Annotated in this window: 11 protein-coding genes; 7 read left to right on the top strand and 4 right to left on the bottom strand. The window is 51.7% G+C overall.

The genetic code is table 11. The features are described from left to right. Positions 1 to 119 precede the first annotated feature (119 nt). From LLG46_07235 to LLG46_07215, 5 genes are all read left to right on the top strand, one after another. The gene (locus LLG46_07235; protein MCE5323093.1) at positions 120 to 905 is read left to right on the top strand and encodes a DUF1559 domain-containing protein; all 786 of its coding nucleotides are present in this window, start codon (positions 120 to 122) and stop codon (positions 903 to 905) included. Positions 906 to 938: 33 nt separating this feature from the next. Continuing rightward, entirely contained in the window at positions 939 to 1733 is a 795-nt protein-coding gene (locus tag LLG46_07230; GenBank protein ID MCE5323092.1) for a glycerophosphodiester phosphodiesterase, read from the top strand. A 163-nt stretch (positions 1734 to 1896) separates the two neighbouring features. Then, positions 1897 to 6450 (top strand): PQQ-binding-like beta-propeller repeat protein, encoded by a 4554-nt coding sequence (locus LLG46_07225; GenBank protein ID MCE5323091.1) that lies wholly within the window; start codon positions 1897 to 1899, stop codon positions 6448 to 6450. 337 nt (positions 6451 to 6787) lie between these two features. Next, the gene (gene erm / locus LLG46_07220) at positions 6788 to 7681 is read left to right on the top strand and encodes a 23S ribosomal RNA methyltransferase Erm (GenBank protein MCE5323090.1); all 894 of its coding nucleotides are present in this window, start codon (positions 6788 to 6790) and stop codon (positions 7679 to 7681) included. Positions 7682 to 7947: 266 nt separating this feature from the next. Next, positions 7948 to 8400 (top strand): GNAT family N-acetyltransferase, encoded by a 453-nt coding sequence (locus tag LLG46_07215; GenBank protein ID MCE5323089.1) that lies wholly within the window; start codon positions 7948 to 7950, stop codon positions 8398 to 8400. An 8-nt stretch (positions 8401 to 8408) separates the two neighbouring features. Here LLG46_07215 and LLG46_07210 read toward each other — a convergent pair whose 3' ends face one another. Both LLG46_07210 and LLG46_07205 read right to left on the bottom strand, forming a co-directional pair. After that, complete coding sequence (locus tag LLG46_07210) at positions 8409 to 9422, bottom strand: M48 family metalloprotease (protein MCE5323088.1); 1014 nt, start codon at positions 9420 to 9422, stop codon at positions 8409 to 8411. A 67-nt stretch (positions 9423 to 9489) separates the two neighbouring features. Further along, positions 9490 to 11064 (bottom strand): M48 family metalloprotease, encoded by a 1575-nt coding sequence (locus tag LLG46_07205; GenBank protein ID MCE5323087.1) that lies wholly within the window; start codon positions 11062 to 11064, stop codon positions 9490 to 9492. A 198-nt stretch (positions 11065 to 11262) separates the two neighbouring features. Between LLG46_07205 and LLG46_07200 the strand changes: the two genes are divergently transcribed. After that, positions 11263 to 12369: an AI-2E family transporter gene (locus LLG46_07200; GenBank protein ID MCE5323086.1), complete on the top strand. Its 1107-nt coding sequence runs from the start codon at positions 11263 to 11265 to the stop codon at positions 12367 to 12369. A gap of 97 nt (positions 12370 to 12466) precedes the next feature. Here LLG46_07200 and LLG46_07195 read toward each other — a convergent pair whose 3' ends face one another. Both LLG46_07195 and LLG46_07190 read right to left on the bottom strand, forming a co-directional pair. After that, positions 12467 to 12940, bottom strand: a complete 474-nt coding sequence (locus LLG46_07195; GenBank protein ID MCE5323085.1) for an ImmA/IrrE family metallo-endopeptidase — start codon at positions 12938 to 12940, stop codon at positions 12467 to 12469. An 11-nt stretch (positions 12941 to 12951) separates the two neighbouring features. After that, positions 12952 to 13332, bottom strand: a complete 381-nt coding sequence (locus LLG46_07190) for a helix-turn-helix transcriptional regulator (GenBank protein MCE5323084.1) — start codon at positions 13330 to 13332, stop codon at positions 12952 to 12954. 168 nt (positions 13333 to 13500) lie between these two features. Between LLG46_07190 and LLG46_07185 the strand changes: the two genes are divergently transcribed. Next, positions 13501 to 14232: a hypothetical protein gene (locus LLG46_07185; protein ID MCE5323083.1), complete on the top strand. Its 732-nt coding sequence runs from the start codon at positions 13501 to 13503 to the stop codon at positions 14230 to 14232. Positions 14233 to 14278 lie beyond the last annotated feature (46 nt).

The raw sequence follows: 14278 nt of genomic DNA, 5'->3' as shown, positions 1-14278 counted from the left end.
AGTAATACCCGTTGACTGCTGGCAAAAAGTAATGTAATATGCGTATATAGGCAGGTCATGCTTGTCGCAGTGCGGGTGGGCACCGGCATGCGAAAGGCTAGACAATGCAAGTGGGAAGTGTGAATAGCAAAGAATTATTAAAAAGAACTGCACGCGGTTTTACGCTTGTGGAACTGCTTGTGGTAATGATGGTTGTCGCCGTCCTCGGGACAATCCTGTTTCCCGTCTTAACTAAGTCGAAAGAAACTGCGAAAATCTCTGAGTGTCTGTCGAACATGAGGCAGATCGGCGCGGGTCTGCGCATGTACATGGACGATTACGGAGATCGCTTCCCCTCCGCTGTAAGCTTTGGGTCCCCTGATTACTGGCAAACTAGAAATCGCCACACTCTGCAGGAACTTCTTCAACCTTATGTGACCAGCGGAATGTTCTGGGAAAAAGTCAACGGGAAGAAGGTCTACGCCAATGCGGGCGTTTTCCGCTGTCCCAGCGACACAGGTGTGACGGACAATAACATATGTGCTTACGGCATCCAGAAAGGTATGCCCGTCTGGAGATCGACCGGCAGCAGCTATGAATACTACGCGTCCGTGCAAGAAGATTGGACCCATTCAAATGTAGCGGTGCCGTGGACATCACTCTCGCCGTTGCTGGCAGGCACCTCCGGCAAGCAGCGGGTGGGAGCGCCATATAAGTGCATTACATATCCGACAAAAAAAGCAGTTATCGGGGACTTATGCCTCTGGCATCTCGGCGACCAGACGCCTGATAACTGTGTTGCTTACTCCAATACTCTCTTTGCAGATGGGCATGCCTCACGCGTCAGGGGAACCGATCACCTCGAAGCAAGACTGCAGCAGTTAAGCCGCTGGCATACCGCAACTGAGATTAGTTCAGAAAAGTAATAACTTTATACCCCAAAGAAAGGACCTCAATTTATGCGCGGATTCGCTGCATATGTTGTCGTGTTTATTTTGAGCCTGGGAGGCATTGATGTGTCTGCAAATCCAATTACAATAATTGCGCACAGAGGCGCTTCATATGCTGCGCCTGAAAACACTATGGCTTCATTTGAGCTCGGCTGGAATTGGGCGGACGGTATAGAGCTGGATATCCAGCGATCAAAAGATGGCAGGGCAATGGTCATTCATGATGCCGACACAGCCAGAGTCTCAGACAAAGATTACTCAATTCCATCCACTGATTCCGCGGTTCTGCGCACAGTGGATGTCGGCAGCCACAAGGACAAAAAATTTGCCGGTGAGAAAATCCCGTTTGTTGAAGAAGTGCTCGCTGCTCAGCCCAAAGACCGGATTATCTTTATTGAGATCAAGTGCGGCCAGGATGTGCTGCCGGTCCTGTGTGATGCAATCAAGTCCAGCGGCAAGCAGGACATTGTGCATATCATAGGTTTCGATATCGATGTCATAACCGCCTTCAAGAAGATTATACCGACCATCCCGGTTTATTGGCTCTGCTCCAAGCCGCAATATGACAGCGCCGCCATCATAAAGCTGGTCAAAGAGCATTGTCTCGACGGTGTGGACCTCGGGTTCAAGGCAGTGGATAAGCCTCTTGTCGACGCGATAAGATCTGCAGGTCTGAAGACCTATGTCTGGACTGTGGACAATCCACTCGAAATGAAGCGCATGATTGACGCGGGTGTGAATGGGATCACCACAAACCGCCCGGATGTCGCCAATAACGTACTCAGGCACTACAAAACTCAATAGTTTCCGACATTCAAATTAGTCTACTTACTGGGCCGAGGTTCAAAACCCCGGCCTTTGCTGTATCTCAGCAGTTTGTTTGTTGAGCTTGTGACATGTTTGAACGCCCGGTTGGCAGGGTATCAGCTTTACGATCTTGTGTATGCCTGCTATAGGGGGTTTGACAATGCGCGGCAGAGCTTTTCCTACAATATTACCATTTATTGCAGCACTTCTCGTTTGCTGCGGACAGACATGTGCACAACTGGCCGACTCGCCATGGCCATGCTTCAGGCATGACCAGTTCCACAGCGCAAGAAGTGAATATACAGGTCCTACAAGCGGGGTCCTGACCTGGACAAACCAGGTCGGCGGCACTGGGTTGGCTTCCCCTGCCGTGGGTGACGACCGCATATATGTCGTCTCCAGCGGGCTGCTTATCGCCGTCAGCTTCAGCGGGGAAGTGCTCTGGTCATATGACTGCGGCAGCACAGGCTCTTCGTCCCCCGCGATTGCCTCGAACGGCACGGTCTATGTGGCGTCGAGTAACGGCTACCTGTATGCCGTCTCATCAAGCGGCTCACTCGTCTGGAAAAAGAGTCTGCAGGGCGCATCGGATTGCTCACCGACTATCGGCACTGACGGCACGATCTATGTCGGCGGGAGCGCAAAAAAGCTCCTTGCATTTTATGCCAGCGGGACTCAAAAGTTCTGCTATACGTCAGGGGGCGTGATCTCGTCTTCTGCTGCAATTGCGTCCGACGGCACAATTTATTTCGGCTGCGAAGACGGCTATCTTTATGCGCTATACTCAAACGGATCACTGAAATGGAAGTTTGCAGCAGCCTCAAGCGCCGCTATTAAAAGTTCTCCGGCTATCGGTTCGGATGGTAGAATCTATTTCGGCACCATGGCCGGGCACATGTATGCGGTCCGCCCAGCAGGCACGCAAATCTGGAGGTTTGCGTCATCGGGAGCGATAGTATCATCGCCCGCAATAGCATCAGATGGTTCTATCATCTTCGGCAGCAGGGACGGCTCGCTGTATTGTTTGAATACGAGCGGCTCACAACAATGGAAATACTACGTGGGCAGCTATGTCGATTCATCTGCCGCGATAGATTCTGTCGGCAATGTCTACTTCGGTTCGAGTGGCGGGTCCGTATATGCGCTGGACGAATCGGGTTCGCTGATCTGGTCGGCGTCTATGGGTACCGGTGTGACTTCATCACCCGCCATAGGCGACCAGGGCACGCTGTATGTCCTAAGCTATGATGGAACTCTAAGCGCGTTCGGCAGCGATACCACTCCGCCGCCTGCGCCAACCGTGACTGATGACGGAGTATACTCCACGCTGCCAACCACACTGCACGCATCATGGGCATGTGACGACCCCGAGTCCGGTATAAAGCAATATGAATATGCCATAGGGACCGCACCTGGCGAGGATGACCTCGTGGCGTTCACTAGTGTCGGCACGGCGACTGAGATAACCTGCGCAGATATTGCCCTGGTAAACGGAGCCGATTACTACTTCAGCGTTCGCGCCACAAACAGAGTGGGACTGGTCGGTGATGTCGGGACTTCGGATGGGATCAGGGTCGACTATACGCCTCCGACGACACCCCTGGTAATAGATGACGGCGACTGGACGAGTTCTTCGGGTCAACTGCATATCGTATTCGGTTCAGGTGACACGGAATCCGGAATAGAGCGATATGAATATTCCATTGGAACAGCAGCCGGGCTAAGCGACATTTTCGGTTGGACGGATTCCGGCACGACCAAAGAGCGGACCATAACCGGCCTCGCTCTCAGCCATGGAGTCTCATATTATGCCAGCGTGCGAGCATACAACCATGCCGGGTTGATGAGTGAGGGGCACTCCGGCGGCATCAAGCCTGACTTGACCAAGCCTGTCATAGACAATATCACGACGAGCGCGACCTCCACTCAGCTCAAAGCGACAATAAGCGCATCCGATCCTGAGTCAGGGATATCAGAGACTCAATACGCTCTGTTGACCTCACCCGACGTGCCGTCTTCACCTGACTGGCAGTCCGCAGTATCAGGCCAGGAGTTCGTGATAAACGGCTCGTTCGACTGGAATACGACTTATTATTTGGCAGCGCGTGCACAAAACAGCGTGGGAGTATGGAGCGATGCGGAAGTCAGTGACCCGATACAAGTCGATGATACCGCGCCTTCGACGCCTATCGTGACGGATGACGGCGCATACTCGACGGATGCAACCAGCCTGCATGCAAGCTGGAGCTCACAAGATGCTGAATCCGGGATCAAACAATATGCCTACTGTGTGGGCACGTCCGCCGGTTCGAGCGACACAGTTGCCTGGATGATCACGACTCAAAATTCCGTAACCCTTACCGGCTTGGCTCTCTCAAATGGCGGCGCATACTACTTTACCATCCGAGCCACGAATGGCGCAGGACTGGAGAGCGAGAACGGCTCATCCGACGGCATTACGATAGATACGACTGCGCCATCGACTCCGGTTGTCACTGATGACGGAGACTTTACATACTCTTCCGACAGCCTGCACGCGGCATGGACATCGACCGACAATGAGTCCGGCATATATGAGTATCTCTTCTGTGTGGGAACCACTGCCGGCGCATCCGATATTGCCTGCTGGCAATCGAGCGGTTCACAAGCCGGTGCGACAGTCTCGGGTCTGAGCCTTCAAACCGATATGCAGTATTATTTCACAGTCAAGGCAAAAAACAATGCCGGGCTGACCAGCGAGCCGGGATACAGTGACGGGATAGAATATCAACATGGGGTCACAGTATGGCCGAAATATCGCTGTGACTCGGCAAATACCGGCTGCTCAGTCGTCTCCGCAAGCCTGACCGGCAACATACTCTGGTATCATCAGACTCAGGGATATGTCGAATCGTCCGCCGCAATCGCGGCTGATGGCACGATATATATCGGCTCCAGCGACGGTGTGCTCTATGCTTTCAATTCATTGGGAACACTGCGCTGGTCGTATCAGACAGGCGGCTGCATAGACTCATCGCCCGCCATCGACTCCTGCGGCAATATCTATGTGGGCTCATATGACGGCTGTCTCTACTGCATCAGCTCGACCGGCGAGTTGAGATGGAAATATCAGGCCGGCGGCATGATCTGGTCATCGCCAAACCTTGCATCCGACGGCACGATCATATTCGGCTGTCAGGATGGCCGCATATACGCCGTCAAAGCCGACGGGACCGTAAAATGGAAATATACGGCTGGCGGCGCGGTATGGTCATCGCCCGCTATAGGGACTGACGGCTCCATATACTTCGGCTGTAGTGACAGCAAAGTCTATGCTCTGACCTCCAGCGGCTCTACGAAGTGGACATATCAGACTGGCAGCGCCATCGATTCATCACCGGCAGTGGATGCAAACGGAGTTGTATACATAGGCTCGGGCGACTCCGTTTTCTATGCACTCAACTCAGACGGCACGAAGAAGTGGAGCAAATATATCGGCTTTATACCGGACTCATCAGCCGCCATAGACTCAGATGGCAATATCTATTTCGGAGCGGGAATCGTCGGCAGCACGGGCGTGTTTTATGCTCTTGATTCAAACGGAACAACGCTTTGGCATATGAGCCTGTCGGGTGCAGTAAAATCTTCACCGGCGATTGCTCATGACGGCATTATATACTTCGGCTGCGCGGACGGCTCGATGTATGCGGTTGACCCCGACGGCACACAGATATGGAAGCATAAGGTCTCGCAGTCGATCATGTCTTCACCTGCTCTCGGACCGGACGGGTCCGTCATCATCGGTTCGGATGACGGCTGCGTCTACTGCTTCAGGGACAGCGCATCGGGTGATACCACCGCTCCGGCAACACCGGCGGTCACGATTGACGATCAGATACTGACCAGCGGGCAGACTCTCGATTGTTCATGGTCGGCCTCCGATCCTGAATCCGGCATACAATACTATTCATATGCCATTGGGACTCAGCCGGGCTGCAGTGACGTTATCGGCTGGAAGACCGCAGGCAGATCAGTATCGGCGGCGATTTCTACACAGCCAATCGAAGCTGGAGCCGTATATTACGTCTGCATCAAAGCGACAAATTGGGCGTCGCTTACGAGCAGCGCCGGTTCTTCAGAGCCTTTTACCATCATTCTCGACACTGCTGAAAACTCAATCGGCCAGGCTAAGCAAGGCTCAAGCGGTTCGATCCTATTAAAGGGAAAAGTCGTCTCGGCTGTGTTTGATAACTGCGTATATGTCGAGGAACTCAACAGAACATCCGGGATCAGATGCGCAACCGTCAGCAGTCTTGAGCCCGGCGCACTGGTCAATGTATCCGGCGTGATGAGCGAGCGCTATGGTGAGAAGATGATCGATTCGGCTGTGTTGACGGATACGACTCTCCAAAGTGAGATCAAACCGTTTTATATGCGCAGCAGCTTCATTACTCTGCCATACCTCGACCCGACCGGTCTGCTGGTCAGAGTATGCGGCATGGTGACAGACTCCGGTGAAGGGTATTTAGTCATATCCGACGGGTCGAAATCAGTATCCGAACGCAGCGCATCGGGAATAGAGATCAGAACAGATGAAGACACAAGCCAGTTCGAGACCGGTGACTATGTAATCGTGACGGGAATAGTCTGCAGGGAGATGTCCGACTCCGAAACAGCCACCGTAGTCAGGTCGACTGAGGACATTTCAACTGTAGCTCGACCGACAACTGAGTGACTCCGGACAAAATATCATATGTCATTTAGTAACATCTGTCGGCTTGGCTATATCATAATGTGACCCCGCAAAATCCTTGCTGCCGGTCGCCACTACAACAAAGGAGCCACGGGATTGAAGCAGAGGATATGAACAATCTGATATGAACCATAAACGGTTCTCATTCAGGTTGCCGTGCGCATTATGCACGGTCGCCTGTCGGGGCGTTCATTCCTGCATTCCGAGGTGGCACTTAACCACGCTTATAATCACCATATAATCCCGCATTCGCGCGGCTGGTCGTCATCTTGACTTCGCCCGGAATGTCGCCTCCGACACACCTATTTTGGAGGCGAACATGTACCATCCCGAGTTATCGCATTCACAAAATTTCCTGCACAGTCGCACGCTGGTAATGGAGCTCATAAACTTAGCAAATATCAAGCAAGCCGATATCATCGTTGAAATCGGCCCTGGCAAAGGGATCATTACCCGGCAGCTCGCCCGGGTCTGCTCACAGGTGATAGCTGTTGAGTATGACACCGACTTATATAACAATCTTGTGCAAGACTTCAGGTCCATCAATAATGTCGCGATCCACCATGGCGACTTCCTTGCATTCGATCTTTCAAGCCGGAAGTTCAAAATATTTGCCAGCATACCGTTCAATATTACGTCCGCCATTGTAGCTCATATCACAAATAGCATTCATCAGCCAACAGATGCCTATCTTATAATGCAAAAAGAAGCAGCCAAGAAGTACTTGGGACTGCCTTATTCCACGGAGTCGCTAAAATCGCTCCTCATCAAGCCGCGCTTTGAGCTTTCAATAATACACAACTTTCGCAGCACAGACTTTTCACCCGCACCCAGCGTTCGCGTCGTATTTGTGCACCTGCACAAAAGACCGGCTCCATTGTTGATGGATAATGATTATCGGAGATACAAAGACTTCCTGTGTTATGTGTTTTCACAGCGGGGCAAAACCATTGGAGAAAGGACGAGATCGATATTTACGAAAACCCAACTAAGGCGTTTGGGCGACCAACTGCGGTTTTCAACGGCAGCCGGACTCATTGACCTGTCATTCGATCAATGGCTGTCGATATTTTCATGCTATTCAGAGAGGGTTTCACCAGAAAAGCAAAAGCTGGTCAAAGGCGCCTATATAAAGCTTAAGCGGCAGCAAGATCGGCTCGAGAAAATACATAGAAGTCGCACCGGCAGGCGATCAGGGCGAACGCATCAATAATAGAATTGTGAACGTGCATGTCGCCAACTTGATCGCGCGCGATATCTGATCGCGTGCGAAACGGAATCTCGGGATTTCAAATCCCTAAAGTTCTGTTTCGGGCGTCATCGGATATAACGCCCGATCAACACGTCGCTTGTTGTTCATTTGCAGTCACACAAAGAACACTCGTGCGTTTGCCCTGGGCAGGCGATGAAATACCATTGTTGTGATCGCCTCATAATGATATAATGCAGCGTGCCGGATGGGCTATGGGAGAATATTACATGCTCAAAATTCGCCTTGCCGATATCGATGATATAGAACAAATTGTTGCGCTGCGGATGGCTTTTGTTCGAGAGTTTCAAAAAGCGCCTGAGTCTCCTGATTTCGTGGACTTGACTCGCCGATATATCGCCGATAAATTGCCCAAAGGCGAGTTCATGGTCTGGCTAGCAGAGGAAGAAGGACGCGTCATCGGGACCGGCGGCCTAATCTTTTTTATCAGGCCGCCACTATACACTCGTCCTTACGAACGCCATCCCTATATACTCAACATGTATACGATACCCGAATGGCGCGGAAAGGGAGTGGCGACAATGCTGATGAAACACATTATTGATTATGTAAAAACCACTCCCGCAAAGCGTATCTCTCTTCATGCATCTGAGATGGGCAGATCAGTTTATGAGCGGCTGGGTTTCAAGCCGCTCGATACAGAAATGGTAATGGATTTGTAGAGGCTTTCCTAGTCTTCGACCGGATACACTCCGTCACCCTCCATGATCTCGGCAAGAGCATCATCTTTATTTGTCTTGAGCAGCAGAATTGGATGGATGCCTGGTGTGAGGACTGTTGCCGTGGCGACTGTCTTTGGCCTCAAGGACTGTGTTTCATCATCCCATAGCATCTTCTTTATGCTGACGGCTGTGCCATAGTTGAGAGGAGTGGTCGTGCGGGCATATATAGTGTTGACCTCCGGCATGCGGCGAATGATATTGCCAAGCCTGCGCGGATCGTCGATCGCTTTGAGTTCCATATCTTTGTCTTTGGCTCCAAGCGCAATTGCCTCGGTGGTCAAATAGTCGATGCGCTTTTGGGTGTCCGGGTGGCTGGCAAATATCGCAGAGACCTCATATCGGTTAAGGTTGCTCTCGATATTAAGGAGCTTCTTCATGGATGTCACTGCGCCCGTCGGGTTGAATCCGGCTTTGGCGGCCATCTTGATGCCCATCTCGTCGGCTTCGCGCTCCATAATCCGCGAATATCGCTGAGTGATGGCTGCATTTCCCCAGACAGCAATATTGCCAAGCGCGCCTCCTCCAAGAATTATGACAGGCAGCAACCACAAAGCACGCTGCTGGCTCTTGAGCATCATATCCACGCCGTGGCGCCGGTCGCAGTGGGTCATTTCGTGCGCGAGTATGGCGCCGCGCTCATCGGGGGTCATGATCTGCCACATCCGCTCGGTGAAGTAGACATATCCGCCGGGCAGAGCGAATGCATTGATTTCGTCTTTGTTCTGAATGATCGTAAAGTGGTAATTGATCTGTTTACGCCCGACGAACGGCACAAGCCTTGCGCCCATCTGAGCAATATCCTGCTGCCACGTCTGGTTTTCGGAGGGCGGCATCTCCTTCTCGACTTCTTTGGACGCCTTTTCCCCGAGTTTATTCTCATCCTCGATCGAGAACGCCGTCGCGCCGACACACATAGTCAGCAGGGCTGCTATCATCATTCCTGCAAGCAAATATCGCCCCAAGACTTCCCCCGCAATTTATCGTATCGTATTATCGCTATCCAATGATTAACGATAAACGATAGTTCATTCACTTTGTTTCAGGCCGATTTTTTTCTTCGTATACGTCGAAGCCGTTTTGAATGTCTGCCATACTCCTGCCCGGCATGAACATCCTCATCTTCATCACAATCTTGCCGCTCGCAGATGAGAGCTTCGCGGTCCCGATCACTCGATCATCATACTTGGCTTTGCTGTTCCATGCAGGATAAGTGACCTCATACGTGGTATCCGTGTTCAAACCCTTATCCGGCAATACCTCTATCGTCTGGCCGCCCCGACCTATCGAGATTATTGTCCCGGCCCAACGCTTTTCATCGGGATCGTTCAACTTGACGAGCACCGATCCCCTCTCAACAGGCGCATATGAATACTCAGAGCGCGTGGCGGCAACATAACCAGTTGGATTCTTTGGATCGGTGATGATCACATAGCCCGCATTATCGTTGACCACCTTGTCCGAAGTATCGTTCCACACCTGCTGCAGCGCAACCAGTCTGTCGAACTTCTTCATCTGCGACTTTGATATTACTTTCCCATTCTCCATAGTTGCTATTCCGCTGGCCGCTTCGGGCGCAGGAAGAGCACATACATCCGTGCCGACTGCGATCTTGTCGGCCTTTACACCCGACATCAAGGCTATTTGCGCAGAGTATGAGCTGCCTGCATCCGTCACCGAACCCCTGGCGACCGGCACTGCGATATGGTTCTCATAACGATAGTCCCAGCCTTGACCCATCAGCCACACTATGTCTCCAGGGCGCAGTTTCTTTGACGAGCTGAATTGCACGGTCATGCCTGAGACGGAAGTAACACTGCCGATCGTATTTGGGTTGGGTATCTCATTGACGTCTTCAGCCGGGACCGGCACCCCCATTTTCTCTAGATCAGCAGTCAGGTAGGCGAGCCTTTCTTTTGTAAGGGGATGGTTGCTTAGATATTTTGGGCCCTCTCCACCCGCTTCAATCTGAAACCTGTTGATCTTGCGCATAGCCAAAAGCAGACCCGCAGGGTTATAGCCGGCCTCATGAAGCAGCTGGACGCCTACCTCATCAGCCTGCTTCTCATCACCACGCGAATAGTTGAGCACGGCGAAGTTATGAGCCATGCCGATCAGATCACCCACACTGCGGTTCGCGCCAAGCACCGTCAAAATCGCTCCGATCCACATAGATTGCCGGTTGGCTTTGGATGCTGCGTCTATGGCATGCCGCCTGTCGATATGGACTATCTCGTGCGCAATGACACCTTTTCGTTCATTCGGCCTGAGCACATCCCACAGATGGCTCGAAAAATATACATATCCGCCAGGGGTGGAAAATGCATTCAAATCATCCTGCTTCAATATCCTGAATGTGTATTTGATCTCCGGTCTGTTGATGCTGCTGCCTTTTACCAACTGCTGGCCGTATTCATCGATCTCCTTGATCGAGGCTTCATCTTTGACCTGTTCATACTCTCTGAGGATCTCGACGTCCAGCTTCTTGCCGAGGTCTATCTCTTCTTCCAGAGTAGTCGCGCTCACCGGTGCAGTGACAAAAGCGCAGGTGATGACCAGTAATGCCAATGTCCATATAATGCTTCGGGTGCTGCTTGCCGCTCTCATTATTCGATCCGTCCTCCGATCAAAATACATTTACAAGCTATAGTATAGCTCACAAGAGGAATCATAGAAAAACTGCATACGTTTATAAGACGCTATAACTCCCTTAAAGTGCCCAAAAACTACACTATCGCACACACTGAGCTATTGTTATTACATGGGCCGACAAGGAATTTGCCATGACATGTCGAAGATTAGTGTATGCCTGCTAAACAGATAAAAGAGAATCCCGATCAACTCGCCAAGCCGACACAGCAAAGCTCGATTGGCCGGTATATAGTGACATTTATCTCAATTCTGGGAATCATACTGGGGCTTTGGCTGATCGTAAAGCTCAAGCCGATCGTCGTGCTGGTTGTTATATCCATCGTCTTTGCATGCGGCCTGGCTCCGGCTGTCGCATGGCTTGAAAGACGGCGCATGCCTCGCGGTCGAAAGATGCCCAGAGGCCTGGCAATACTCCTCGTGTACATTGCGGCGCTCGCGATATTGTTGACCGCCATCGGGCTTATCGCCGTCCCTCTGGTAAAGGAGAGCATCAGGTTTTCCAACCATCTGCCGGAATATATGGACGGCGCAAAGACATGGCTTGCCGATATGCACCATCAATACTCATACATACCGGACTACGCCGGGCTGGTCGACAAGGCAAAGTCTCAGGTGGACGCTGCAGGTAATTACGTAATCAGCTCCGCACCGGCAGTATTCGGGTTCTTCGGCAGCGTGATTGCGTTTTTGTCCGTGGCGGTAATGACATTTTACATCCTCCTCACACGAGAAAATATACGTGATTCATTCCTATCGCTCTTTCCCGCCAAACATGCGAAAAAGATCGGCGCGACTTTCAGCCATATGGGTATGGCAATGGGCGGATGGCTGCGTGGACAGATCACCCTGGCAATTATAATCGGCTTGTCCGTATCGCTGGCCATGTGGGCGCTGCGTGTGCCTTACGCAGCGGTAATAGGCGTTGTGGGCGCGGTTGGCGAGGTCATCCCGATGGTCGGACCGGTCGCCGCAGCAGTGCCCGCAGTTATAATTTCACTGTTCAGCCCGAACTGGCACTGGCAGCTTCCATCCGTGATAGTCTTCTTCTTTTTGCTGACCCAGACAGAAAACAATTTCCTGGCTCCGAAGATCATGCAAAAACATGTCGGACTCAGCCCCCTTATGACCATAATCGCGCTGCTTGCCGGCGCAACACTGCTCGGTATAGTGGGAGCACTGCTTGCAATTCCAATCGCTGCGGCGCTGCAGGTGCTGATAAAGGAGATTGTCGTTCCCGCGATCAAGAACAGCTCCAAATGAACGCTAAGTAAATCACGGTTGGTCGCTTGCATACCACTATAGTGTTTCACACCAGTAAAACCACATACAATCGTGCAATTTGCTGACCGCAAATTGCTTAGTTCATGCGCAGGCCGAGTTCTCTGAGCCTGATGCGCATTGCGGTGGTGCTGACCTCGAACATATTGGCAAGCAGCGCGCTTTTGTCGAAGCGCCCATGCTTTACCTCGGCTGCTTTTCTTCTGACCAGCGCCGCAGGCATCAGAATTTCAGATGCGAACCGATCACACAGGCTTTCGTCTTTATCAGCTCCATCAGTCTTTATCCGAAATGCGTCTTCAGGTGACTGCCGACCTATGCATAAAACGTGGTGAGCAAGCTCATGGGCGGTCGTCCATCTCTGGCGTTCGGGGGAATCGTTTGAATTGAGGATTATATGCGCGTATTCCTCGGTGCGCAGATACATGCCTGCGACGTTTTTCGGCAGCGGCCTTATCTCGATCTCCACGCCGAACCACTCAGCCAGCCAGTTCAGGTCGAGCGGAGGTTCTATGTGTCTGGGTATCAGGCGAATACCGAACGGTATCTCCATTGCGCCCCTCATTATGGCTGACCACGGTCTCTGCGGGAGACCTCGACCACGATCTTCATAATATCATCAGTGTCTTCCTTTGAGAGGCCGGAAACACTGCGCAGGGCAAGCTCGACAGTCTTAACCAAATCCCCGGATGGCGGCTGTTTGCGGCCCGCTGCCACAAGAAGCTCATCGACATCACCACCGACTACTTCCGCAAAATCTGCCAGCAGGTCATCGGATATCACCCGCCCAAGATTGAGCAGTTGACGAAGCCACTCGGGACTAATGTTGCTTCGCCTGGCAACTTCCTCGCGTGTAAGCCCAGACGCTTCCAGCATTTTGGTGGCTGATTGCGCTAATTCGGGCTCGTATCTGGTTTGTCGTCTGCCTCGCAAATTATCAGTCATTTTCACCACTGCAGCATTCGTTCTACCGGATTATTATATGCTCCAAAGCCTGTCTATGCAAATTTTGTCCGCGAACTTGCATCTATATTATTGTTGACAAACAGCCAGGCTGCAATATATAATAATACCACCACTATTGTTGTTGCTATATTATACTGGGAGACACAGATGGCTGAAAAATTCTGGATACTGGAATCACCCGAAAAAAGGACTGCGAGATGGGACAAGGGCAACATATGGCGTAAAAGCGACTATCTCAACCATACTCATGGCGGCAAATATATCTCCTTTGGAGGTCCGGCGAACCGCATTTCTGAATTGAGGGTCATCTTGCAGTGTCCCGGCATTCCCGACTTCATCTGGACGCTCACCGACTGCCTGGCTCGCAACCAGACACTTGAGATGATGACCAAGGAGAGATTTACGGGTTTTGAAGCCAGGCGTGCGATTGTCAGGTGGGACACATCTGCAGCCGATTCGGATTATGATGGCGATCGCGAACTGCCGGAACTCTCATCTGATGACGACTCGCCAATGTTCTGGGAGATATTGGTAACCGGATGGGGCGGCATGGCTAAAGAAGAATCTGGTGTGACCAGGGTAGCAAACACAAATTTCTGGGAGGGCTTCCCGGACTGGAGTCGCGTGGTGGATTGGGATATATGGGACGGCTGTGATTTCTTCATAGCATGGCCTTTTGCTTTCACATTGCTGGTAACCGATCGGGTTGCCGAATTTATCAGAAAGAATAATCTGACCGGTGTTCAGCTCACATCGCCGGATGAATATACTCGAAACTACGTAATGAATAAACCGGGACGAATCACCCCAATGCGCCTGCGCGATCATTTTCCCGATGAGCGCGCAAGAATAATAGGTGAGCCTTTAGGCATATATTGAGTATTGCGCCGTGACAACAGCACTCGCAAGCTGGTATACTAGCAGC

This window comes from bacterium, from assembly GCA_021371935.1.
In the GTDB taxonomy this organism is placed as follows: Bacteria; Armatimonadota; UBA5829; order UBA5829; family UBA5829; genus UBA5829.
The sequence above is the reverse complement of the archived record's forward strand: the minus strand, read 5'-3'. Positions and strand labels throughout refer to the sequence as shown.